Genomic DNA, 22,450 nt, shown 5'->3' on the forward strand with positions numbered 1-22,450 from the left:
AAAACTCGCTCACCGGCAAGATAATCAGGGATTGGCCTGCTCCGTAAAGTTTTCTTTACGACAGCGCACCTGCATCAGTACCTGTGACACCCGGGCGCCGGCATCCCGAGCGCCGGAAACGCGCTATTGATGAAGCTGGGCGTTCGTAACAAACCCAATAAAAAGAACCCCAGGGAGAGCAGCATGAGCCATACGAAATACGTGGCACGTGAACCCGATGCTCACGGGTTCATTAATTACACAAGCGACGAGCACGCAGTCTGGAACACATTGATCACCCGGCAGATGAAGGTGATCGAGGCGCGCGCCTGTCAGGAGTACCTGGACGGTATCGAGCAACTTGCCCTGCCCCGTGAACGCATTCCGCAATTGGCGGAAATCAACAGCGTTTTAGGCGCGACCACTGGATGGCAAGTGGCGCGAGTCCCGGCGTTGATTCCCTTCCAGACTTTTTTCGAGCTGCTGGCCAACAAGCAGTTTCCGGTGGCGACCTTCATTCGCACCCGGGAAGAACTGGACTACCTGCAAGAGCCGGACATCTTTCACGAAATCTTTGGCCATTGCCCGCTGCTGACCAACCCGTGGTTCGCCGAATTCACTCACACCTACGGCAAGCTCGGCCTCAGCGCCAGCAAAGAGCAACGCGTGTATCTGGCGCGCCTGTACTGGATGACCATTGAGTTCGGGCTTGTGGATACTGCCCAAGGCCGGAAAATCTACGGCGGCGGGATTCTTTCTTCGCCCAAAGAAGCGGTCTACAGCCTTTCGAATGCACCGGAACATCAGGCGTTCGATCCTCTGGAAGCGATGCGTACGCCTTACCGTATCGATATCCTGCAACCCTTGTATTTTGTCTTGCCCGACCTGAAGCGGTTATTCGATCTGGCTCAGGAAGACATCATGGGGATGGTCGAGCACGCCATGCAGCTGGGTCTACATGCACCAAAATTCCCGCCCCGCCCTTCATCCAACACTCAAGCGGCCTGAACAGGAAACCCTTCATGACCAATCTTTCCCAAGCCAGTTGCGAAGCCTGCAGCGCGAACGCCCCGCAAGTCAGCGAAGCCGAACTGCCCGATCTGTTGAAGCAGATTCCAGACTGGAACATTGAGATCCGCGACGGCGTAATGCAGCTGGAGAAAATCTATCTGTTCAAGAATTTCAAGTTTGCCTTGGCGTTCACCAATGCTGTGGGTGAGATAGCCGAAGCTGAAGGTCATCATCCGGGTCTGCTGACCGAGTGGGGCAAAGTCACCGTGACCTGGTGGAGCCACTCCATCAAAGGCCTGCACCGCAATGACTTCATCATGGCGGCGCGCACGGATGAGGTGGCCAAAAGCGCTGAGGGGCGTAAGTAAGGTTAGTGATATTTAAAGGCTGACACTAACCTGTGGGAGCAAGGCTTGCCCGCGATGGCATCTGGTCAGGCAACACATCTTTCGCTGACCCACCGCATCGCGGGCAAGCGCGCTCCTACAGGTCCCCTTTTGCTTCGCGACAGTGCTGGGTCAGGGACACCGGGCGATCTCCCACAAGATTGCATTACAAATCAAGTCGGCGAGTTGCTGACCTGTCGGCCTGAAATACTCGCCATGACGCAGGACAATAAAATCCGGTTTTTGTTTCCGCACATGACCAACGGTCGAGATAAAAGTCTGTTTGTCATTTTTCCTGCTGTATCCTGCTCAAGCTTTTTAGAAGCACTGGTTCTGCCCAGCAACTAAAAAACTTGTGCAAGGAGCATTGAAAATGCATGAAATCCCAAACTTCCCCCCTGGCCAGAAAGAGCCTGAGCAATCGACACTGGCTCAACTGGAACTCGGTCAACCGGCTGAAATGAAAGCCGGCGTACAGGCCGAACAAAGCCAGCAAGCCTCCAGCGAAGACTGAGGGTGATTTTTTCAGACGTATCGGAAACCAGCCTCGCTGTGTTTTCATACGTCTGAAATGCCGATGACCACAGGCTGCAGATGAAAGATTTCAACGAAGCACAAGCCAATACCCTGATCGGCACAGCCGAACTCATGATCAAAATCTGGGCGCAGTTGAGCCCGGAAAAGAAGCAAGCCCTGCTCGACCGCTTTGGTAATCAGGAAAACGCCCTCGCCGCGCTGGTGACGACCCAACTGGTCGCGCCCGAACAGCCTCAATAAGTCGTTATCCCTCCCTGATCGAATACCTTCGCCCTAAATTTTTTTAAGCAGACCTCAAGCCCAGCGCTCGTTCGCCGCTATCATTGAGCACTTGGTTAGCTTGCTAAGGTTCGATTCGATCCGCAGCACCCGTTTGATTTTCCCGCCGTTATCGTGGACCGCTTACTCATGCCTGATACACCACGCAGTGATTCGCAACGCCCCATGGCCGTCACTCTGCAAGTCGTCTCCATCGTCATGTTCACGTTCATCGGTTACCTGAATGTCGGTATCCCGTTGGCGGTACTGCCGGGTTATGTCCACACCGATCTGGGGTTCGGCGCGGTGACGGCAGGGTTGGTAATCAGTGTGCAGTACCTGGCAACCTTGCTCAGTCGCCCGTACGCCGGGCGGATCATCGATAACCTCGGGCCCAAGAAAGCTGTGCTGTTCGGGCTTGCCGGATGTGGATTGAGTGGCGTGTTCATGCTGCTGTCGAGCTGGCTGCAGGCATGGCCTGTGGTCAGCCTGATCAGCCTGTTCTTCGGCCGACTGGTACTGGGCAGTGCCGAAAGTCTGGTGGGTTCCGGGTCCATTGGCTGGGGCATCGGCCGCGTCGGCTCGCAGAACACCGCGAAAGTCATTTCCTGGAATGGCATCGCCAGTTACGGCGCGCTGGCCATCGGCGCGCCACTGGGGGTGCTGCTGGTGAGCACGTTGGGGCTATGGAGCATGGGCGTGAGCATCATCCTGCTTGCCCTGCTCGGATTGAAACTGGCCTGGAATAAAGAAGCCGTGCCTATCGTCCATGGCGAGCGCATGCCGTTTATCCATGTGCTGGGTAAAGTCTTTCCCCATGGCATGGGCCTGGCACTGGGCTCCATCGGTTTCGGCACCATCGCTACATTCATCACCCTGTACTACAACAGCCATAACTGGCCGAACGCCGTGTTATGCCTGAGTCTGTTCGGCGCGTCGTTTATCGGTGCGCGGCTGTTGTTCGGCAACATGATCAACCGTATTGGCGGTTTCAAGGTGGCGATCGGCTGCCTGAGCGTAGAAAGCCTCGGCTTGCTGCTGTTGTGGATGGCGCCGTCGCCGGAGCTGGCATTGGCAGGCGCGGCGTTGACCGGATTTGGTTTCTCGCTGGTGTTCCCGGCCTTGGGTGTAGAAGCCGTAAATTTGGTGCCCGCCTCCAGCCGTGGCGCAGCGGTAGGCGCTTATTCGCTGTTCATCGACTTGTCGCTGGGGATCACCGGCCCTGTGGCCGGAGCGGTGGCGGCAGGCTTTGGCTTTGCCTCGATCTTCCTGTTTGCAGCGCTTGCCTCTCTCAGCGGTCTGGCCCTGAGCGTCTGGCTGTACAAGCAGGCGAAAGCAGCGCGCCAACAAAGCGCCTGATCAGAAATCCACTTTGCCGCGACCCGCCTTGATCGAGCCACGCTTGGTCTTGGATTCCAGACGGCGGGTCTTTGAACCCAGCGTCGGCTTGGTCGGCCGACGTTTCTTCTCGACCTTGGCCGCGTTGACAATCAGTTCGGTCAACCGCTCCAGCGCATCGGCGCGGTTCTGTTCCTGAGTGCGGTATTGCTGGGCCTTGAGCACAAGCACGCCTTCGCTGGTGATCCGGCTGTCGCGCAACGCCAGCAACCGCTCTTTGTAGAAAGGCGGCAGCGATGACGCGTTGATGTCGAAACGCAGGTGCACCGCACTGGAAACCTTATTGACGTTCTGGCCACCCGCGCCCTGGGCACGGATGGCAGTCAATTCGATTTCGGCATCGGGAAGGTGCACGTTGTTGGAGATTACCAGCATGGTGTTTTCACATTGCCTTGGAACAGTGCATACCCTGTGGGAGCAGAGCTTGCTCGCGATAAGGCTGGACGCGGTTCACTTTAGATCGCATCCAGCCTTATCGCGAGCAAGCTCTGCTCCCACAAAAAAATGCTTCAATCCAGAGTCTATTAAGAGCGCATCCCGCGCCCGCTGACCAGCAACCGCGCGCAGCCGATATACAACACGATGGTCGCGATCACCATGAACGCCATGGCGATGCTGATGCGGATATCAGACACACCCAGAATGCCGTAGCGGAACGCGTTGACCATGTGCAAGACCGGGTTGGCCAGCGACACCGTCTGCCAGAACGGCGGCAGCAGGCTGATCGAATAGAACACGCCGCCCAGATACGTCAGGGGCGTCAGCACGAAGGTCGGGATAATCGAGATATCGTCGAAGTTGCGCGCAAATACGGCGTTGATGAAGCCCAATAGCGAGAAGATCGTCGCCGTCAGCAACACCACCACAATGGTCACACCCAAATGGTGAACCTGCAGATCAGTGAAGAACATCGACAGAATCGTCACGATGACGCCCACCGCCAGACCACGCAGCACACCACCCAGCACGTAGCCGATCAGGATGGTGTGGGGCGAAACCGGGGAAACCATCAGCTCTTCCACCGAGCGCTGGAACTTGGCACCAAAGAAACTCGACACCACGTTGCCATACGAGTTGGTGATCACCGACATCATGATCAAACCCGGCACGATGTATTGCATGTAGGTGAAGCCGCCCATGTCGCCAATCTGACGGCCGATCAGGTTGCCGAAGATCACGAAATACAAAACCATGGTGATCGCTGGCGGCAGCAAGGTTTGCGGCCAGATGCGCATGAAACGACGTATTTCGCGGTAGACAATAGTGTTCAGGGCAACCAGATTGGGGCGCAGCTCGGAAGTCGTCTCGTTGCTCATACCGCCACCTTCGCCAGATTTTTTTCCACCAGTGACACGAACAACTCCTCAAGGCGATTGGTTTTGTTGCGCAGGCTCAGCACTTCAATATTCTGCGCCGCCAACTGGCTGAACAGTGCGGTGATGCCAACGTTCTTGTCGACCTGGACTTCCAGGGTATGGCTGTCGATCAGCGTGCATGGATAGCCCATCAGCTGTGGCGCGACCTTGTGCTCGTGCTTGAGATCCAGCAGGAAGGTTTCCACGGTCATCTTGTTGAGCAATTGCTTCATGCCCGTGTTTTCCACGATCACCCCGTGGTCGATGATGCCGATGTTGCGACACAACTGCTCGGCCTCTTCCAGGTAGTGCGTGGTCAGAATGATGGTAGTGCCCTGCTCGTTCAGCTCGGTGAGGAACGACCACATCGAACGCCGCAACTCGATATCGACACCCGCAGTCGGCTCATCGAGGATCAGCAGACGTGGCTGGTGAATCAGCGCCCGGGCAATCATCAGACGTCGCTTCATGCCGCCGGACAGCGAGCGCGAAGGCACGTCGCGCTTGTCCCACAATCCCAGCTGGGTCAGGTATTGCTCGGCGCGCTCCTTGGCGATCTTCATCGGAATGCCGTAATAACCGGCCTGGGTCACGACGATGTCGAAGGCTTTCTCGAACTGATTGAAATTGAATTCCTGGGGCACCACGCCGATGCAGCGCTTGAGCGCCGCGGGCTCGCGGTCAAGATCATGGCCAAAGATATTCACCGTGCCGCTGGTTTTATTAACCAGCGTCGAGATGATGCCAATGGTGGTGGATTTGCCCGCGCCGTTAGGGCCAAGCAAAGCAAAAAAGTCACCTTCAGCGACGTCCAGATCGATACCACTCAGGGCCTGGAAACCGTTGCCGTAGGTTTTGGTTAGCTGCCGGATGGATAGAGCAGAACTCATGTCGGAAAAATTACCAGTGAAGAAATAGGGGATATAGATGAGGGCTGACACACATGATTACAACTCCAGCCAGCACCGCAATGGTGCTTGGCCGGACCGTTCAAGTACAGCGCGATCTATTGATAGTACCTATCGACGCGGCTCATCTAACTCGATCAAGTGAGCGCGGTCATGACCGCCGCCTGATAAGCAGGCCGGGCTTTAAGCCGCTCATACCAGCTTTCGAGGTGCGGCATGGCAGGTCGTTCAATCGGCATTTCGAACCAGGCGTAAATGAAGCTGCCCAGCGGGATGTCGCCCATGCCAAATTCGGCGCCGGACAGGTAAGGCTGTTTCGTCAGGGCCTCATCGACAACCACCAACAGGCTCTGCAAGGTTTTGATCGCGCCATTGATCTGCACCCAGTCCTGCTGCTCGGTTGGCGTTCGCAGCACGCCCCAGAACACATCGCGAAAAGGGCCGGCGAAGGTTGACGTGGTCCAGTCCATCCATTTGTCTGCAACTGCACGTTGCTGCGGGTTGGCGGGATACAGAGCCGAATCAGGTGCATGGCGGGCCGCGAGATAACGCACGATGGCGTTGGACTCCCAGAGCACAAAATCACCGTCTTCGATCATCGGGATACGACCGTTGGGGTTTTTCGCCCGATATTCGGCGCCGTCCACCAAGCCAAATGCCCCGCCTGCATCGAGGGCCTCGTAGGGCAAGTTCAGTTCTTCGGCGATCCACAACGCCTTGCGCACATTGGACGAGTTTTTCCGACCCCAGATTTTCAGCATTGCTTTCTCCTTGAAGATGGGCGACAGGATAGACCTGAAATACAGTCCTGTGGGCGGTGCTTCGTGTGGATATCTCTATGTTGACTTGCTGGAATGCTGTTCTTGTGGGAGCGGTGCTTGCCCGCGATAGGGTCGATGCAATCTAAAGTGAATTGCGTCCAGCCTTATCGCGGGCAAGCACCGCTCCCACAAGAATGCATTCCAGATGGTGAACGGATTAGGCAGTGAAACTCCCTCCCCCCACCAGGGTCACTATCCATGACTCGCTCGGGGACCGTCCTTGACGGAACACGCCCGGGCTCTTGATAGTGGCTGCTCGCTGCTGTCATCACGGAGGATTACTTATGCTGTTGTTGTGGATTGTGGTTCTGGTCATTGGCATCGCCTGGCTCGCGCACCGCCGCGTCGCCCCCATGCCTGCGCTGGGCGTAGTCGCTGTTTACTTGCTGGCAATGGGCATCATCAGCCATGCGCCGACCTGGTTGATGGCGATCTTCTGGATTCTGCTGCTGGCCGTCGCCTTGCCGCTGGCGCTGCCGGACCTGCGGCGCAAACATTTCACTGCGCCGATGTTCAGCTGGTTCAAGAAAGTGTTGCCACCCATGTCTGAAACCGAGCGCGATGCGATCGACGCGGGCACCGTCTGGTGGGATGGCGAACTGTTCAGCGGCCGCCCCGATTGGGACCTGCTGCTCAGCTATCCAAAGGTCCAACTGACTGAAGAAGAACAAGCCTTCATCGACGGCCCAACCGAAGAGCTGTGCGCAATGGTCACCGATTGGGAAATCGGTCAGGCCATGGACCTGCCGCCACGCGCTTGGGAACACATCAAACAACATGGCTTCTTCGCCCTGATCATCCCTAAAGAGTTCGGCGGCAAAGGTTTCTCGGCCTATGCCCACTCGCAAGTGGCCATGAAGCTGGCTACCCGCAGTGGCGACCTGGCCTCGACGGTCATGGTCCCCAACTCACTCGGCCCTGCGGAACTGTTGCTGCATTACGGCACCGACGAGCAACGCAACCACTACCTGCCGCGTCTGGCTCGCGGCGATGACATTCCGTGTTTCGCCCTGACCGGGCCGCTGGCAGGCTCCGACGCCGGCGCCATGCCCGACACAGGCATCATCTGCAAAGGTCAGTGGCAGGGCGAAGAAGTGATCGGCCTGCGCCTCAACTGGGAAAAGCGCTACATCACCCTCGGCCCCGTCGCCACCCTCCTCGGTCTGGCATTCAAAGCCTACGACCCGGAGCACTTGCTGGGCGACGAAGTCGATCTGGGCATCAGCCTCGCATTGATCCCGACGGAAACGCCGGGCGTTGAAATCGGTCGTCGTCACTTGCCGTTGGGCGCTGCGTTCATGAACGGCCCTAACTCAGGCAAAGACGTATTTATCCCGCTCGAGTACCTGATCGGTGGTCAGGAAATGCTCGGCAAAGGCTGGATGATGTTGATGAACTGCCTGTCGGTAGGTCGCTCCATCTCCCTGCCAGCCGTCGGCACCGGTGCAGCCAAGTTCACCAGTCTGGTCACCGGCCAGTACGCTAAGGTACGTGAGCAGTTCAACGTACCGCTGTCGGCCTTCGAAGGTATTCAAGAATCCCTGGCGCGGATCGGCGGCAACGCCTGGCTGATGGACAGCGCCCGGATGCTCACCGCCAACGCGGTAGACCTTGGCGAGAAACCGTCAGTGCTGTCGGCGATCCTCAAGTACCACCTGACCGAACGTGGTCGCGAGTGCATTACCCACGCCATGGACGTGCACGGCGGCAAGGGCATCATCATGGGCCCGAACAATTATCTGGGCCGCAATTGGCAAGGAGCGCCGATCTTCATCACGGTTGAAGGCGCGAACATTCTGTCGCGTAACCTGATGATCTTCGGTCAGGGCGCCATTCGCTGCCACCCGTTCGTGCTCAAGGAAATGGCTCTGGCCGGTCGCGAAGACCATGATCAGGCATTGCTTGAGTTCGACAGTTTGCTGCTCAAACACATCGGCTTTGCCGTGAGTAACGCAGCCAGTACGTTCATTCTCAATCTGGGCTTTGGTCGCTTCGAAAAAGCGCCGGGCGATGACCTGAGCCAGAGCTACTATCGCGCATTGAATCGCCAGGCCGCGGCCTTCGCCATGCTTGCCGACCTGAGCATGATGTTGCTCGGCGGCGAACTGAAACGTCGTGAGCGTCTATCAGCGCGACTGGGCGATGTATTGAGCCATCTGTATCTGGCGTCGGCGGCCCTCAAGCGCTATCACGACCTGGGCTACCCCGAGCATCTGCAACCCGTCTTTGAGTGGGCAATGGAAGAAGCGCTGGGTGAGTCGGAACGCGCTCTGGATGAGCTGTTGAGCAACTTCCCGAACCGCGTACTGGGCGTTTTGTTACGCGTGGTGGTGTTCCCTTTCGGACGTCGTCACAAAGGTCCATCGGACAAACTGGATGCACAGGTTGCCGCTGTGCTGGGCCGCGCCAAAGGCGATCCTACCCTGGAAGAGTTGCTGGCCGGCTGCTACCGCCCGCAATCGCCCGACGACGCGGTCGGCGCACTGCAACACGCCAGCGACCTGTTGAACGCTGCGCAACCGTTGCACAAAAAGCTGCACGTGGCCCTCAAGGGCGGGCAGTTCAAGCCGGTGGCAGGCGAGCACGTCATCGACGCAGCGCTCAATGCCAGTGTGCTGCAACCGGCCGAGGCCGAAACGCTGCGGGCAGCCGAGGCGGCGCGACGCAAAGTCATTGATGTCGACGATTTTGCCAAGGAAGAGCTGACCCTGAGCGAAGGCAAAATTCGCTAAGGGCTGACGGATTGACGGAACTGGTCAGTCCATCACCACAGCAGGCGCGCAGAGCTTTATACTCTCGCGCCTGTTTTTTTGTCTTTGAGGATTGCCCCATGGCCGACGCCAATCTCGACCACCAACTGAACCTGCTGGCACACCTGCGCAGCATCCTGGTCGCACTGGGCGAGGCCGAGCAGGTTCCCGAGGAAAGCCATGCCCTGTTCATGGAGCGCTTCGACGAGCTGCTGACCCTGCTGCCGCAAGACCCTATCGAAAGCCAGTACCTGGGCCAGGACATTCTGTGTCAGGTGATCCAGCGTTACCCGCAAATCGCCCATCTGGTGCCACGCGACCTGCTGTGGTTCTTCGCTGGTGACTGCCTGCACTTCATGCCTGACGAAGAAATCGAGCTGTACCAGTCGCTGGAAGAGCGTCGCTACGAAGCCGAGCAGAACGACGAACCGTTTGACTGGAACATGGAAAAGCAACTGCTGGCCACGCCTGCTCAGGCCAATAAGCACTGATCTGCGTAACCAGATCTGCGACCGTAAAACCACGCCCCTGACATTCAGGGGCGTTTGCGTTCAATCAAGCAGCGTCTTTAACCTGCTTCAACGAGCGCGCCACCAGCTCACCAAACGAGCTGACCGGCCCTTGCAGGTTGCCCAGGAAGCGCGGGTAGATCAGCCACAGATCCATCACCGGTTTGAAGTCCTTGACCGGCAATACCGCCAGTTGCTCCCGATGGATGCTGCGTTCAAGCAAGGGCCGTGGCACCAGCCCCAACCCCATGCCGTCGGCTACGAGACCCAACTGCAATTCAGTACCGAAGGTTTCCAGGTTGACCTTCAAGCTCAGCCCCTGATCCGACAAGGTACGTTGCAAGCCAGCGCGGAAACCACAGCCATCAGGGTTTAGCACCCAACCCTGCTGATAACAATCGGCCAGTTTTACCGAGCCTTTGGGCAAAGCAGAACGAGCGCAAACCACCACCAATTCCATCTTGCCGATGGACTCGCCAATGATGTTTTCCGGGAAAATCTTGCCCGCCGGGAACAACGCCGCGGCCGCGTCCAGTTCGCCGTTCTCGATCTTGTTGACCAGATGACTGCCCCAGCCTGTGGACACTTGCGCGCGCAGATCAGGAAACTCGCTGCGCATTTGTTTTAACGCGTCGAGCAGCACTACGTCGCCGATAGTTTGAGGAACCCCTAATCGCAATAGACCACTGGGCGGTGTATCGCTGGCCACCAGCTCGCGCAAGGCATCCATCTCGCGCAGGATCGACAGGCAGCGCTGATAAACCTGGTTGCCCATCTGCGTTGGCTTGAGCGGTTTGGTGTTGCGGTCGAACAGCTCGACGCCCAACGCCTGCTCGAAATTCTGCACCCGCCGGGTAATCGCCGGCTGAGTTAGATCCAGCGATTGCGCCGCATGGCTGATCGACTGGCAACGAATCACCGCCACAAAGGCATCGATATCATCAATTTTCATTCGGACCGCACATAAAGAGTCAGATAAGAGATAGGCGAAAAGCATAGTGGCATTTGCTGTTTGTGGATAGCTGGAGTAACTCGACGATTGCAGCTGCGTTGGCCCACCGACGCCATCGCGAGCAGCTCACTCCTACAGAGGACCGCGTTTCAGCTGTAGGAGTGAGCTTGCTCGCGATAGCTATATTGAGCACTCAAATCCTAAAGCTTCATATCGCTAGCTCTTTCTCAGCACCTTTGGTTATAACCTAATCATAAAATAATCGCATATTAGACTAAGCCATTATGTTTATATTAAGCCACGCATTAACCTGGCGCTGGTATAGACATGACGCAGACCCGACACCCTGAACGACTCAGAGAATTCATTGGCGCGCTGGCCGAGCTGATCGACAGCAACCCTCGCGAGGGCGATCTGCTGCATCGCGGCGGTAAGCTGCTGGGTCAACTGGTCAGCTACGACGACTGGCTACCTGACGAATACGCCATCCCAAGCCCCGAGCGCTATCAGCAATTCCTGCTGCACGCCGACTCCCGGCAGCGCTTTTCGATTGTCAGTTTCGTCTGGGGTCCAGGCCAAACCACCCCTATCCACGACCACCGCGTGTGGGGCCTGATCGGCATGTTGCGCGGCGCTGAATATTCCCAAGGCTTCGCCCGCAGCCCGGACGGCCGACTGGAACGTGAGGGTCCGGCGATTCGTCTCGAACCCGGCCATGTCGAAGCCCTGTCGCCACGCAGCAATGACGTGCATCAGGTCAGCAATGCTTTCAGCGATCAGGTCTCGATCAGCATCCACGTTTATGGCGCCAACATCGGTGCGGTGCGGCGGGCGGTGTATCAACCCGACGGCACTGAAAAACTATTTATCTCCGGCTATTCCAACGCCTTTCTGCCCAACATCTGGGATCTGTCCAAAGAGAGCCCTGCAAAAGAGAACCACGCACAATGACTCAGTTGACCACCCGCTCCTTCGCCGATATTCGCCAAGCGCTGCTGGCTCATGAAGAACTCGCCCTGGTCGACGTTCGTGAGGAAGCACCGTTCGCTGAAGCCCACCCGTTGTTTGCCGCCAATATCCCGCTGTCCAAGCTTGAGCTGGAAGTGTTGTCGCGCATCCCGCGCCTGGACACTGCCGTGACCGTCTATGACAACGGCGAAGGTCTGGCCCAGCGCGCCCTTGAGCGTTTGCAGGCATTGGGTTACAGCGATGTGAAACTGCTCGAAGGTGGCCTGCAGGGCTGGCGCGAGGCTGGCGGTGAACTGTTCATCGACGTCAACGTGCCCAGCAAAGCCTTCGGCGAGCTGGTTGAACATCATCGCCACACACCTTCGCTGGCGGCTGAAGAAGTCTTGCAATTGCTCGACTCCAAAGCCGACGTGGTGGTGCTCGACGCACGTCGTTACGACGAATACCAGACCATGAGCATCCCCAGCGGCATCAGTGTGCCGGGGGCTGAACTGGTACTGCGTGCCCGCGAACTGGCACCGGACCCGAGCACCCGCATCATCGTTAACTGCGCGGGGCGTACGCGCAGCATCATTGGCACCCAATCACTGGTCAACGCTGGCATTCCCAATCAGGTGAGCGCCTTGCGCAACGGCACGATTGGCTGGCTGCTGGCGGGGCAGACACTGGACCACGGTCAGGCGCGTCGCTTTGCTGCGGTCAGTGAAGAAACCCGCGAAATTGCAGAAGCCGACGCTCGTCGTGTTGCCGACAAGGCAGGCGTGCGCCGTGCAAGCCCCAGTGAACTGAGCAGCTGGCAAGCCGACCCATCGCGCACCACTTACCTGCTGGATGTGCGCACCCCGGAAGAATTTGCAAAAGGCCATTTGCCAAACGCACGCTCAACACCGGGCGGGCAACTGGTACAGGAAACCGATCACTACGCCAGCGTGCGCGGTGCGCGTCTGGCACTGGTGGACGACGACGGCGTGCGCGCCAACATGTCCGCCTCCTGGCTGGCCCAACTGGGCTGGGAAGTTTTTGTGATTGATGGCCTGCAAGCCAGCGACTTCAGCGAACAAGGCGAATGGAGCGCGCCGATTCCTGCGCCCGCACAAGTGGAAGAAATCAGCCCGCACACCCTTGCCGAATGGCAGCAGCATGGCGACGTTGCAGTGCTGGATTTCACTGCCAGCGCCAACTACGTCAAGCAGCATATTCCCGGCGCATGGTGGACGTTGCGCGCTCAGTTGCACGATGCGCTGCAAAAAATCCCTAAAGCCGAGCGCTACGTGTTGACCTGCGGCAGCAGCAGACTGGCGCGCCTTGCAGTGCCCGAAGTTGAAGCCCTGACCGGCAAGCAGGTGTTCCTGCTCAAGGATGGCACCGCCAGCTGGATCAAGGCCGGGCTGCCACTGGAAACCGGCGAAAGCCAACTCGCCTCACCGCGCATCGATCGCTATCGGCGCCCGTATGAAGGCACCGATGCGCCACGTGAAGCCATGCAGGCCTATCTGGACTGGGAGTTCGGTCTGGTGGAGCAGCTCGCCCGTGATGGTACCCATGGGTTCCAGGTCATTTAAAACGATCCAGATACTCTCAAGTACAGGACCGACCCCTCCAGGCGGAGGTCCTTGCCAGCACTCTATTAGCCTGGAGATACACCCATGTTGTCGAACACCTTTAATTTCAAAAAACTGTTGCTGGGCGCGCTGCTGAGCGTAACCCTCGGCCAACAGGCAATAGCGGCCGACCTTGAACCTTTGCTGGTCGCCAATCAGAAATCCACGATCAAGGCACTGCTGCAAGTCTCGGGCGAACTGAAAAACGTGCCCTACGAAATCAAGTTTTCCGAATTCCCTTCTGCCGCGCCACTGGGTGAAGCGTTGAACGCCGGCGCCGTGGATATCGGTGCTTTGGGCGATGCGCCTTACGTGTTTGCTCTGGGTGCTGGCGCGCCGCTCAAAGTCGTCAGTATTACCCACGCCGAAGGCCGCTTCACCACCGCGTTGCTGGTGCCCAAAGACTCTCCGGTCAAAACAGTCGCCGACCTCAAGGGCAAGCGCATCGTCACCGGGCGCGGCTCCATCGGCCACTACCTGGCGATCAGAGCTTTGCGTCAGGCAGGCCTGCAATCCAGCGATGTCACCTTCATCAATCTGCTGCCGGGTGAATCGCGCATTCTCTTGTCCAGCGGCGGCGCAGACGCATGGGCCACATGGGACCCGTACACCACAGTCGCCACCACGCAGAGTCATGACCGGGTGCTGATCAGCGGCAGCGAGCTGTTGAGCAACCACCTGTACCTGGCCGCGACCAGCAAAGCCATCGCCGACAAACGCGTGCAACTCGATGACTTTGTGGCGCGGGTTGAACGCGCCTATCTGTGGAGCAACGCCCACCCTGCTGAATACGCCAAGGCTCAGGCGGCGATCACCGGCCTGCCGATCGAGGTTCATCTGGAAATCGCCAACGCCACCAAAATGAACCGGGTAGAGATCGACGACAACGTGATCAAGGGCCTGCAAGTCACCGCTGATATTTACCAACAGGAAGGCATCCTGACCAAATCGATCGACGTCTCAAAAGGCTTCGACAAAAGCTTCAACGCTTCGCGTGCTCAGGTTGTGCAAACAGCCGCTCATTAACCCTCACACAACCCTATTTTCCGATTCAGGAGCACGCTCATGAGCAAGCCTCGTCAAAAAGAACCACGTCAATTGAAGCTAGGCGCCATGGTCCACGGTGTCGGTCACGGCTGGGGCGAATGGCGTCACCCGAACGCCCAGGCAGATGCCAGTGTTAACTTCGGCTATTACAAGCAGCAGGCGAAACTGGCAGAAGCAGCCAAATTTGATTTCGTGTTCATCGCCGACAGCCTGCACATCCACGAGAAATCCAGCCCGCATTACCTCAACCGTTTCGAGCCGCTGACCATCCTGTCGGCACTGGCAGCGACCACGGAAAACATCGGTTTGGTGGCGACCGTCACGGTGAGCTACACCGAGCCGTTTCAGGTGGCGCGGCAAATCTCTTCGCTGGACCACATCAGCGGAGGCCGGGCTGGATGGAACGTCGTGACGTCGTGGCTCAGCGGCACCGCCGATAACTTCAGTAAGGGTGAGCATCCGCCGCATTCTGTGCGCTACCGCATCGCCAAGGAACACGTCTCTGTGGTCAAAGGCCTGTGGGATTCCTGGGAAGACGACGCCTTTGCCCGCAACAAAAAGACCGGCGAGTTTTTCATCCCCGGCAAGCTGCATGCGCTGAATCACAAAGGCGAGTTCTTCTCGGTCAAAGGGCCGTTGAACATCGCCCGTTCAAAGCAGGGTCACCCACTGATTTTCCAGGCCGGGACTTCCGAGGATGGACGCAACTTCGCCGCAGAATATTCAGACGCCATTTTCGTCCATGCGGAGTCGCTGGAAGAGGCACAGGCTTACTACCGCGATCTGAAAAAGCGCGCGGTTGGGTTTGGTCGCAACGCACTGGATTTGTCGATCCTGCCAGGCATTCGCCCGATTGTCGGCCGCGATGAAGCCGAAGTTGAAAGCCGCTATCAACAGGCCGTTGAGCTGGTCAGCATTGAAGACGCCATTGTTGCGCTGGGTCGTCCCTTCAATGATCACGACTTCAGCCAATACCCGCTGGACGCGCCGTTCCCGGAACTGGGTGACTTGGGTTCCAACAGCCAGAAAGGCGGCTCGGACCGAATCAAACAACTGGCGAAGGATGAAGGTCTGACCCTGCGTGAAGTGGCGCTGTTCTTCTCCCGACCACGCCGCGAATTCGTTGGCACTGCCGAGCAGGTTGCCGACACGATCCAGACCTGGTTCGAACATGAAGCAGCCGATGGCTTCATCATCAACTCGCTGCTGCCGGATGGTTTGCAGTACTTCGCTGAACTGGTGGTCCCGGTCTTGCAAGAGCGTGGTTTGTTCCGCAGCGAATACAGTGGTTCTACATTGCGCGAGCACTTCAATCTGCAAGTGCCGCAAAACCGCTATGCGCAGCAGGAAGAAGCTGCGGAGCTGGCCTGACTCCTGTTGGAGCGAGGCTTGGTCTGGGCCGCATCCGGACGAAGAACGGTACGCGAGATATCTGACGCACCGCGGTGACAGCTTCGCGGGCAAGCCTCGCTCCAACAAGTACATAAAGGAAACCCATCAATGAGCGCACTCCCCCTTCGCCCCGTTGCCGTCAGCGACATCGAGTCCGCCGAGGCCTTCACTGCCCGGCTGGCATCGATCACCGCTGCCTTGGGCGCAACAGCCCAGCGCTATGACGACAGCGGCGAGTTTCCCCACGAGAACTTCCGCTTGCTGCACGAGCACGGCTTGCTTGGGCTGACCGTCCCCTCCGAACTGGGTGGCGGCGGTGCCGACCTGCCACAGGCGCTGCAAACCATCAGCGCCGTCGCTCAGGGCGAACCATCCACGGCGTTGATTCTGGTCATGCAATACATCCAGCATGCCCGCCTGCAGCAGAGCAAAAGCTGGCCGGAACATTTACGCCTGCAAGTGGCGAAGGAAGCGGTCCGTGATGGTGCACTGATCAACTCGTTGCGGGTCGAACCGGACCTGGGCACGCCTGCTCGCGGCGGCCTGCCTGCAACCACCGCACGACGTACCGCCGAAGGCTGGCGCATCAGCGGCAGCAAGATCTACTCTACCGGTAGCCACGGCCTGACCTGGTACAACGTCTGGGCCCGCAGCGACGATGCCGATCCATTGGTGGGCGGCTGGCTCGTGCACAAGAACACACCGGGCATTCGCATCATTGAAGACTGGGATCACTTGGGCATGCGCGCCACATGCAGCCATGAAGTGATCTTCGAAGACGTCTTGGTGCCACTGGAAAACGCCGTCAGCGTCAGCCCCTGGAGCGCACCGCAAGCGGAACTCGACCCGGCAGGTTTCATGTGGATGTCGGTCTTGCTGTCCTCGGTTTACGACGGCGTTGCCCAATCGGCCCGCAACTGGTTCGTGCAATGGCTCGAAGAGCGCAAACCGTCCAACCTCGGTGCTGCGCTATCGACGTTGCCGCGTTTTCAGGAAGTGGTTGGCGAGATCGACACACTGCTGTTCAACAACCACAGCCTGTTGCAATCGGCGGCCACCGGCCTGACCCCACCGGCTCATGCCGCGCAGATCAAATACCTGGTGACGACCAACGCGATTCGCGCGGTGGAACTGGCAATCGAAGCGTCCGGCAACCCCGGCCTGTCACGCAGTAACCCACTGCAACGGCATCTGCGCAACGTGCTCTGTGCACGCATTCACACCCCGCAGAATGACGTGACACTGGTAGGCGTAGGCAAAGCAGCGTTTGCGCAGCGGGAGAAAGCTGCGGGCTGATGAATGACCTGTAAGAGGTCGCCCAGTGTTTCTGACACAGCGCTGTAGCGCAGCAAACTCGATCCCATGTGGGAGCGGTGCTTACCCGCGATAAGGCTGGACGCGATCTAAAGTGAAATCGCGTCCAGCCTTATCGCGGGCAAGCACCGCTCCCACAAAGAATTGCATTTCAATTCAAGCCCTGCTGCCCCCACGAAGTATGACGACTTTAGATACCTCCTCCCGCTAAAAAGAACCACCCCTCCCCCTCCAAAACACCCATACACCCCATAAAAACTGCAAATAGCCATTGACATACCCAACCAGCCGGGAAAATAATCGCCCCATCGTTGTATGACGACATACAGCAAAGCCAGCTAATAATCACAATATTCAAGGCAAGCTCTCTATGAAAATCACCCGTATCAGTGTCGAGGTCTTTTCCCATCCATCGCGCCGCGCCGTCGACAGCGCCGGTCATGCTCACCCCGGCGAAGAAAAACCGGTCAATCTGGCCATGCTGCGCATCGCGTGTGACGACGGCAGCGAAGGCTATTCCTTCGGTGCCCCGGAGCTGATTCGTCCGCACATCATCGAATCCTTCGTAAAGAAAGTGCTGATCGGGCAGAACCCGATGAACCGCGAAAAAATCTGGCAGGAACTCGCTCACTGGCAACGCGGTAGTGCCAGCCAACTGACTGACCGCGCGCTGGCGCTGGTCGAGCAAGCGCTTTGGGATCTGGCCGGGCGAGTGCTGAAACAACCGGTCTACAAACTGCTGGGTGGATATCGCGACAAGGTGCTGGCCTATGGCTCAACCATGTGTGGCGACGACTTGCCTGGTGGCCTGTCTACCCCGGACGAATACGGCCAGTTCGCCGAAAAGCTGGTCGCACGCGGCTACAAAGCCATCAAGTTGCACACCTGGATGCCACCGATTTCCTTCGCGCCAAACCCGCGCATGGACGTAAAGGCCTGCGCCGCGGTCCGAGAAGCGGTCGGCCCGGACATCGCGCTGATGCTCGATGGTTATCACTGGTACAGCCGCGTCGATGCGCTGTACATCGGCCGCGAACTGCAGAAGCTCGACTTCGCCTGGTTCGAAGAACCGATGATCGAAGACTCCGCCGAGTCTTACGCCTGGCTAGCCGCCAACCTGGACATCCCGGTACTGGGCCCGGAAAGCATCGACGGCAAATATCACAGCCGTGCGAGTTGGGTGACGTCCAAATCCTGCGATATTCTGCGCGCCGGGGTTGCCGGTGTCGGCGGTATTGGCCCATGCCTGAAAGTCGCGCACATGGCCGAGGCGTTTGGCATGGATTGCGAGGTTCACGGTAACGGCGCAGCCAACCTGCAAGTGATCGGTGCCATCAGCAACTGCCGTTGGTATGAGCGCGGCCTGCTGCATCCGTTCCTGGATTACGAGCAGGTTCCGGCCTATCTCAATACGCTGGTCGACCCTATGGATGACGAAGGCTACGTGCACCTGTCGGACCGCCCCGGTCTGGGTGAAGACATCAACTTCCACTACATCGAGGCCAACACGCACCAGCGTTACTGACAGGCGGCACCGCACAGAGGCGACATGAGCGCCTCTGGCACAAGAGTCTTAATAAATATAAGAAAGGACTGCCCTATGAAACTCTGGCCTTCGCGCCTGCGCCAGTTACTATGCGTGGCGCTGACCGCGACGCTTCTGCACACCTCGCCCGGCATGGCGCGCGGTGAAACACCGGTTGATCAACTGGTGGTTGGCATGAGCATGATCAACCTGCTGTCCCTTGACCCTGCCGCAGCCACCGGTCTTGAAGTGGCCGAGGTCAATTCCAATGTCTACGACATGCTGCTTGAGCAAGATGCCAGCGCACCTGACACGCTAATCCCGGCCCTCGCGCAACGCTGGGAAGTCAGCGCCGACCGCATGCGTATCACCTTTCACCTGCGCCCCGGCGTGACCTTTCATTCAGGCCAGCCACTGACCGCTCAGGACGTTGCCTGGTCGCTGCAACGGGTGGTGACCCTCAATCGCGCGCTGGCATCGACCTGGAAGGCCTACGGCTACACCGCGCAGAACGTCGCACAGCTGATGCGTGCCGAAGACCCGCTAACGTTCGTCCTCGACCTGCCCCGCCCCACCGACCCGCTGCTGGTGCTCAATACTCTCGCAACCTCGCCAAGCGCTTTCATCATTGATCGTCATACCGCCCTGCAACACGCCCAGGGCGAAGATCAGGGCGCGGCGTGGCTGACTACGCACACCGCAGGCTCCGGCGCTTTCAAACTGGACATCTGGCGCGCCAATGACGTGATCCTGATGACGCGTTTCGACAACTACTGGCGCGGCCCGGCGAAAATGCGCAGGGTGATTATGCGCAACATGACCGAATCCCAGGCCCTGCGGCTGATGGTCGAACGTGGTGATCTCGACGTGGCCAGAGGCATGGCCGCCACCGACATCAAAGCCCTGACCCGCTCCCCTGAAGTCAACGTGCAGACCATCGCTCGCGGCACTATTTACTACGTCGCGCTGAGCATGGAGCAACCGCTGTTTCAGGACGTCCGGGTGCGTAAAGCGATACGCCTGCTGATCGACTATCAGGGCATCAACGACGTGGTCATGCCCCACTACGGCGTCGCCAACCAGCGCCCGCTGCAACTGGGTCTGGCGGCACGCCTGGATGACCCCGGTTATCGCCTCAACGTGCAGGAAGCCAAACGTCTGCTGGCTGAAGCAGGGCATGAAAAAGGCTTCACGATTACCCTGCGCTCACTGACCGACTCGCCTTTTATCAACATCGCTACCAGCCTGCAATCGACCCTGGCTCAAGCCGGCATTCGCGCCACGATCATTACCGGCACCGGCAACCAGATTTACGGAGCCATGCGTGATCGCAAGTTCGACATCCTGGTCGGTCGCGGCGGTGGCGGTGCCGAACGCCATCCTCACTCAAGCCTGCGAGCACTGGTCTACAACCCGGATAACCGCGAAGCGGCAAAGCTGAGCAACTTTCAGGGCTGGCGCACTTCGTTCTACAGCGCCGAACTCAATCAACTGATCGAGCAGGCCGAACAGGAGCGTGATGCGCAACGCCAACTGGCGCTCTATCAACGCATTCAGACCCTGTATGACCAGCAAGTCGGCGCGATCATGCCGGTTTCGCAGATGACCGACGAGGTTGTCGTGCACGCCGATGTGCGTGATTACATCGGTCACAGTGCCGCCACGACACGCCTGCACGACGTCTACAAACAACGTTGATCCGGACTCTCAGTCGCTTTCGCAAGGCAGGAATTCTTATGACGAGTGCATCTGTTTCATTGTGGGGTAGCCGCATGGCGGGCACGACCCGGCGCAGCGGTTCGGTGCTGGCGACGCTGTTCGGCCTGCTGCTGCTCACGTTCTTCATCGGTCGGGTCATGCCGCTGGACCCGGTGCTGGCCATCGTCGGCCCGGACGCTGACGCCTCGACCTACGCTCAGGCTTACAAAGAGCTGGGTCTCGACAAGCCGCTTTGGGTGCAATTTGGTGGCTACCTCAACGACTTGCTGCACGGCAACTTTGGCAACGCGCTGCTAACCGGCCACCTGGTCATCGAAGACATTGCCCGGGTGTTTCCCGCCACGCTGGAGCTGGCCACGCTGGCCATCGTTTTCGGTGTTCTGGCCGGGCTGCCACTGGGTGTTTATGCCGCAACTCATCAGGGTCGGGCCGGTGACCACATCGCCCGGTTGTTCACCCTGTTCGGTTACTCAACGCCGATCTTCTGGCTGGGCATGATGGCCTTCCTGGTGTTCTACGCCTGGCTGGGTTGGGCTGGTGGCGTGGGACGGATTGGTCTGGCTTACGACGGTTTGATCCCGACGCGCACCGGGCTGCTGCTGATTGACACGGCACTGTCCGGCGACTGGGAGGCATTTCGCAGCGCCCTGCGGCATATCCTGTTGCCTGCGGTCATTCTCAGCTTCAACTCGGTGGCGTACATCAGCCGCATGACCCGCAGCTTCATGCTTGAGCAACTGTCTCAGGAGTACATCATTACGGCGCGGGTCAAGGGCCTGTCCCAGCGGCGGATTGTCTGGGGCCACGCGTTCCGCAATATCCGTGTGCAACTGCTGACCATCGTCGCCCTCGCCTACGGCGGATTGCTCGAAGGCGCGGTACTGATTGAGACGGTATTTGCCTGGCCCGGCTTCGGCCAGTACCTGACCAGCAGCCTGCTGCTGGGTGACATGAATGCGGTGATGGCGTGCGTGCTGTTGATCGGGCTGATCTTTGTCGCCCTGAACCAGATCAGCGACGCCCTTTATAAAGTCTTCGACCCGAGAACCCGCTGATGACGACTTCTCAAGTGACCCCTATGGCTGCTGCGGTACCCGCTTCGAATCTGTCGGCGCTGACCGGCAGCGCGGCGCGCATGATGCGTTTTCTGCTGCGCAACCCGATGACGCTGGCCGGATTGCTGGTGATTTCAGTGCTGATGATCGTCGCGCTGTTCGCACCCTGGATCGCCAGCCATGACCCGCTTCAACAAGATCTGACACGAGCCTTGCAGTCTCCCGGTGCAGCGCATTGGTTCGGCACAGATGAATACGGCCGCGATGTGTTCAGTCGACTGGTGTATGGCTCGCGCATCACCCTGTACATCGTGCTGTTGGTAACGGTAATCGTGGGTCCTATCGGCCTGCTGATCGGCACGGTGTCCGGCTACTTCGGTGGCTGGGTCGACAGCCTGTTCATGCGTATCACCGACATCTTCATCTCGTTCCCGAGCCTGGTGCTGGCGTTGGCCTTTATTGCTGCGCTCGGTCCCGGCCTGGAGCATGCGGTGATCGCGATTGCGCTCACCGCCTGGCCTCCAATTGCCCGCCTGGCACGAGCTGAAACCCTGTCGCTGCGTAACGCCGACTTCGTGGTGGCGGTGAAACTGCAAGGTGGCTCGCCGCTGCGCATTATCGGTCGCCACATCATCCCGATGTGCCTGTCGTCGGTGATCATCCGCCTGACCATGAACATGGCCAGCATCATTCTGACCGCTGCGGCGCTGGGTTTTCTCGGTCTGGGCGCCCAGGCACCGCTGCCTGAATGGGGCGCAATGATCTCCAGCGGTCGACGTTACATGCTGGAAAGCTGGTGGCTGGTCGCAGCACCCGGCGCGACGATCATGCTGGTCAGCCTGGCGTTCAACCTGCTCGGTGACGGCCTGCGCGATGTGCTTGATCCGCGTAATGAATAAATCTCGGTACCGTGCCACCTGTAGGAGCGCGCTTGCCCGCGATGCGATTTTGGAACCAACACATT

General features: G+C 58.6%; 22 protein-coding genes. 17 read left to right on the forward strand and 5 right to left on the reverse strand.

What is annotated here, in order from left to right; all coding sequences use genetic code 11:
* Positions 1 to 183: 183 nt before the first annotated feature.
* The 6 genes from phhA (at position 184) to EE949_RS19275 (ending at position 3,530) form a co-directional block, all read left to right on the forward strand.
* Entirely contained in the window at positions 184 to 987 is an 804-nt protein-coding gene (gene phhA / locus EE949_RS19260) for a phenylalanine 4-monooxygenase (RefSeq protein ID WP_122665741.1), read from the forward strand.
* A gap of 14 nt (positions 988 to 1,001) precedes the next feature.
* A complete protein-coding gene (locus tag EE949_RS19265; protein WP_122665742.1) occupies positions 1,002 to 1,358 on the forward strand; it encodes a 4a-hydroxytetrahydrobiopterin dehydratase in 357 nt (118 codons plus the stop codon).
* Positions 1,359 to 1,412: 54 nt separating this feature from the next.
* Positions 1,413 to 1,724, forward strand: coding sequence for a hypothetical protein (locus tag EE949_RS29510; RefSeq protein ID WP_164666803.1), 312 nt, complete (start codon positions 1,413 to 1,415; stop codon positions 1,722 to 1,724).
* A 25-nt stretch (positions 1,725 to 1,749) separates the two neighbouring features.
* The gene (locus EE949_RS29515; RefSeq protein ID WP_162874715.1) at positions 1,750 to 1,890 is read left to right on the forward strand and encodes a hypothetical protein; all 141 of its coding nucleotides are present in this window, start codon (positions 1,750 to 1,752) and stop codon (positions 1,888 to 1,890) included.
* Between the two features lie 80 nt (positions 1,891 to 1,970).
* Positions 1,971 to 2,153: a hypothetical protein gene (locus EE949_RS19270; protein ID WP_027898125.1), complete on the forward strand. Its 183-nt coding sequence runs from the start codon at positions 1,971 to 1,973 to the stop codon at positions 2,151 to 2,153.
* 168 nt (positions 2,154 to 2,321) lie between these two features.
* Positions 2,322 to 3,530: an MFS transporter gene (locus EE949_RS19275; protein ID WP_122665743.1), complete on the forward strand. Its 1,209-nt coding sequence runs from the start codon at positions 2,322 to 2,324 to the stop codon at positions 3,528 to 3,530.
* On the opposite strand, the gene arfB is transcribed toward EE949_RS19275, so the two are convergent.
* The 4 genes from arfB to EE949_RS19295 form a co-directional block, all read right to left on the reverse strand.
* Positions 3,531 to 3,944, reverse strand: a complete 414-nt coding sequence (gene arfB / locus EE949_RS19280; protein WP_027898123.1) for an alternative ribosome rescue aminoacyl-tRNA hydrolase ArfB — start codon at positions 3,942 to 3,944, stop codon at positions 3,531 to 3,533.
* Positions 3,945 to 4,093: 149 nt separating this feature from the next.
* Complete coding sequence (locus EE949_RS19285; protein WP_122396616.1) at positions 4,094 to 4,885, reverse strand: ABC transporter permease; 792 nt, start codon at positions 4,883 to 4,885, stop codon at positions 4,094 to 4,096.
* Positions 4,882 to 5,814 carry an ABC transporter ATP-binding protein gene (locus EE949_RS19290; RefSeq protein ID WP_122666120.1) on the reverse strand — a complete coding sequence of 311 codons (933 nt, stop codon included), beginning with the start codon at positions 5,812 to 5,814 and terminating at the stop codon, positions 4,882 to 4,884. The genes EE949_RS19285 and EE949_RS19290 overlap by 4 nt, the downstream gene beginning before the upstream one ends.
* A 155-nt stretch (positions 5,815 to 5,969) precedes the next feature.
* Positions 5,970 to 6,593: a glutathione S-transferase family protein gene (locus tag EE949_RS19295; protein ID WP_122665744.1), complete on the reverse strand. Its 624-nt coding sequence runs from the start codon at positions 6,591 to 6,593 to the stop codon at positions 5,970 to 5,972.
* A gap of 344 nt (positions 6,594 to 6,937) precedes the next feature.
* Between EE949_RS19295 and EE949_RS19300 the strand changes: the two genes are divergently transcribed.
* Both EE949_RS19300 and EE949_RS19305 read left to right on the forward strand, forming a co-directional pair.
* A complete protein-coding gene (locus tag EE949_RS19300) occupies positions 6,938 to 9,385 on the forward strand; it encodes an acyl-CoA dehydrogenase (RefSeq protein WP_122665745.1) in 2,448 nt (815 codons plus the stop codon).
* A 98-nt stretch (positions 9,386 to 9,483) separates the two neighbouring features.
* Positions 9,484 to 9,894 carry a PA2817 family protein gene (locus EE949_RS19305; RefSeq protein ID WP_122665746.1) on the forward strand — a complete coding sequence of 137 codons (411 nt, stop codon included), beginning with the start codon at positions 9,484 to 9,486 and terminating at the stop codon, positions 9,892 to 9,894.
* A 64-nt stretch (positions 9,895 to 9,958) separates the two neighbouring features.
* Here the strand turns inward: EE949_RS19305 and EE949_RS19310 are convergent, their stop codons facing one another.
* The gene (locus EE949_RS19310) at positions 9,959 to 10,864 is read right to left on the reverse strand and encodes a LysR family transcriptional regulator (RefSeq protein ID WP_122665747.1); all 906 of its coding nucleotides are present in this window, start codon (positions 10,862 to 10,864) and stop codon (positions 9,959 to 9,961) included.
* 327 nt (positions 10,865 to 11,191) lie between these two features.
* Here EE949_RS19310 and EE949_RS19315 point away from each other — a divergent pair, with 327 nt between their 5' ends.
* The 9 genes from EE949_RS19315 (at position 11,192) to EE949_RS19355 (ending at position 22,385) form a co-directional block, all read left to right on the forward strand.
* Complete coding sequence (locus EE949_RS19315; protein WP_122665748.1) at positions 11,192 to 11,815, forward strand: cysteine dioxygenase; 624 nt, start codon at positions 11,192 to 11,194, stop codon at positions 11,813 to 11,815.
* Positions 11,812 to 13,395: a rhodanese homology domain-containing protein gene (locus EE949_RS19320; RefSeq protein WP_122665749.1), complete on the forward strand. Its 1,584-nt coding sequence runs from the start codon at positions 11,812 to 11,814 to the stop codon at positions 13,393 to 13,395. Before EE949_RS19315 ends, EE949_RS19320 begins: the two co-directional genes overlap by 4 nt.
* 84 nt (positions 13,396 to 13,479) lie before the next feature.
* Complete coding sequence (locus tag EE949_RS19325; RefSeq protein WP_122665750.1) at positions 13,480 to 14,460, forward strand: ABC transporter substrate-binding protein; 981 nt, start codon at positions 13,480 to 13,482, stop codon at positions 14,458 to 14,460.
* A 39-nt stretch (positions 14,461 to 14,499) separates the two neighbouring features.
* A complete protein-coding gene (locus EE949_RS19330; protein WP_122665751.1) occupies positions 14,500 to 15,852 on the forward strand; it encodes an LLM class flavin-dependent oxidoreductase in 1,353 nt (450 codons plus the stop codon).
* 129 nt (positions 15,853 to 15,981) lie between these two features.
* The gene (locus EE949_RS19335) at positions 15,982 to 17,169 is read left to right on the forward strand and encodes an acyl-CoA dehydrogenase family protein (protein WP_122665752.1); all 1,188 of its coding nucleotides are present in this window, start codon (positions 15,982 to 15,984) and stop codon (positions 17,167 to 17,169) included.
* Between the two features lie 388 nt (positions 17,170 to 17,557).
* Positions 17,558 to 18,712, forward strand: a complete 1,155-nt coding sequence (locus tag EE949_RS19340) for a mandelate racemase family protein (RefSeq protein WP_122665753.1) — start codon at positions 17,558 to 17,560, stop codon at positions 18,710 to 18,712.
* A gap of 75 nt (positions 18,713 to 18,787) precedes the next feature.
* Complete coding sequence (locus EE949_RS19345) at positions 18,788 to 20,410, forward strand: ABC transporter substrate-binding protein (protein WP_122665754.1); 1,623 nt, start codon at positions 18,788 to 18,790, stop codon at positions 20,408 to 20,410.
* A gap of 38 nt (positions 20,411 to 20,448) precedes the next feature.
* Complete coding sequence (locus tag EE949_RS19350; protein ID WP_122665755.1) at positions 20,449 to 21,486, forward strand: ABC transporter permease; 1,038 nt, start codon at positions 20,449 to 20,451, stop codon at positions 21,484 to 21,486.
* Positions 21,486 to 22,385 carry an ABC transporter permease gene (locus EE949_RS19355; protein ID WP_122665756.1) on the forward strand — a complete coding sequence of 300 codons (900 nt, stop codon included), beginning with the start codon at positions 21,486 to 21,488 and terminating at the stop codon, positions 22,383 to 22,385. Before EE949_RS19350 ends, EE949_RS19355 begins: the two co-directional genes overlap by 1 nt.
* Positions 22,386 to 22,450 lie beyond the last annotated feature (65 nt).

The organism is Pseudomonas viridiflava (assembly GCF_900602065.1).
Lineage (GTDB): Bacteria > Pseudomonadota > Gammaproteobacteria > Pseudomonadales > Pseudomonadaceae > Aquipseudomonas.

Coding starts and splice junctions, on each gene's coding strand:
- phhA (WP_122665741.1), top strand. CDS start 184: ATGAGCCATACGAAATACGTGGCACGTGAACCCGATGCTCACGGGTTC.
- EE949_RS19265 (WP_122665742.1), top strand. CDS start 1,002: ATGACCAATCTTTCCCAAGCCAGTTGCGAAGCCTGCAGCGCGAACGCC.
- EE949_RS29510 (WP_164666803.1), top strand. CDS start 1,413: ATGGCATCTGGTCAGGCAACACATCTTTCGCTGACCCACCGCATCGCG.
- EE949_RS29515 (WP_162874715.1), top strand. CDS start 1,750: ATGCATGAAATCCCAAACTTCCCCCCTGGCCAGAAAGAGCCTGAGCAA.
- EE949_RS19270 (WP_027898125.1), top strand. CDS start 1,971: ATGAAAGATTTCAACGAAGCACAAGCCAATACCCTGATCGGCACAGCC.
- EE949_RS19275 (WP_122665743.1), top strand. CDS start 2,322: ATGCCTGATACACCACGCAGTGATTCGCAACGCCCCATGGCCGTCACT.
- arfB (WP_027898123.1), bottom strand. CDS start 3,944: ATGCTGGTAATCTCCAACAACGTGCACCTTCCCGATGCCGAAATCGAA.
- EE949_RS19285 (WP_122396616.1), bottom strand. CDS start 4,885: ATGAGCAACGAGACGACTTCCGAGCTGCGCCCCAATCTGGTTGCCCTG.
- EE949_RS19290 (WP_122666120.1), bottom strand. CDS start 5,814: ATGAGTTCTGCTCTATCCATCCGGCAGCTAACCAAAACCTACGGCAAC.
- EE949_RS19295 (WP_122665744.1), bottom strand. CDS start 6,593: ATGCTGAAAATCTGGGGTCGGAAAAACTCGTCCAATGTGCGCAAGGCG.
- EE949_RS19300 (WP_122665745.1), top strand. CDS start 6,938: ATGCTGTTGTTGTGGATTGTGGTTCTGGTCATTGGCATCGCCTGGCTC.
- EE949_RS19305 (WP_122665746.1), top strand. CDS start 9,484: ATGGCCGACGCCAATCTCGACCACCAACTGAACCTGCTGGCACACCTG.
- EE949_RS19310 (WP_122665747.1), bottom strand. CDS start 10,864: ATGAAAATTGATGATATCGATGCCTTTGTGGCGGTGATTCGTTGCCAG.
- EE949_RS19315 (WP_122665748.1), top strand. CDS start 11,192: ATGACGCAGACCCGACACCCTGAACGACTCAGAGAATTCATTGGCGCG.
- EE949_RS19320 (WP_122665749.1), top strand. CDS start 11,812: ATGACTCAGTTGACCACCCGCTCCTTCGCCGATATTCGCCAAGCGCTG.
- EE949_RS19325 (WP_122665750.1), top strand. CDS start 13,480: ATGTTGTCGAACACCTTTAATTTCAAAAAACTGTTGCTGGGCGCGCTG.
- EE949_RS19330 (WP_122665751.1), top strand. CDS start 14,500: ATGAGCAAGCCTCGTCAAAAAGAACCACGTCAATTGAAGCTAGGCGCC.
- EE949_RS19335 (WP_122665752.1), top strand. CDS start 15,982: ATGAGCGCACTCCCCCTTCGCCCCGTTGCCGTCAGCGACATCGAGTCC.
- EE949_RS19340 (WP_122665753.1), top strand. CDS start 17,558: ATGAAAATCACCCGTATCAGTGTCGAGGTCTTTTCCCATCCATCGCGC.
- EE949_RS19345 (WP_122665754.1), top strand. CDS start 18,788: ATGAAACTCTGGCCTTCGCGCCTGCGCCAGTTACTATGCGTGGCGCTG.
- EE949_RS19350 (WP_122665755.1), top strand. CDS start 20,449: ATGACGAGTGCATCTGTTTCATTGTGGGGTAGCCGCATGGCGGGCACG.
- EE949_RS19355 (WP_122665756.1), top strand. CDS start 21,486: ATGACGACTTCTCAAGTGACCCCTATGGCTGCTGCGGTACCCGCTTCG.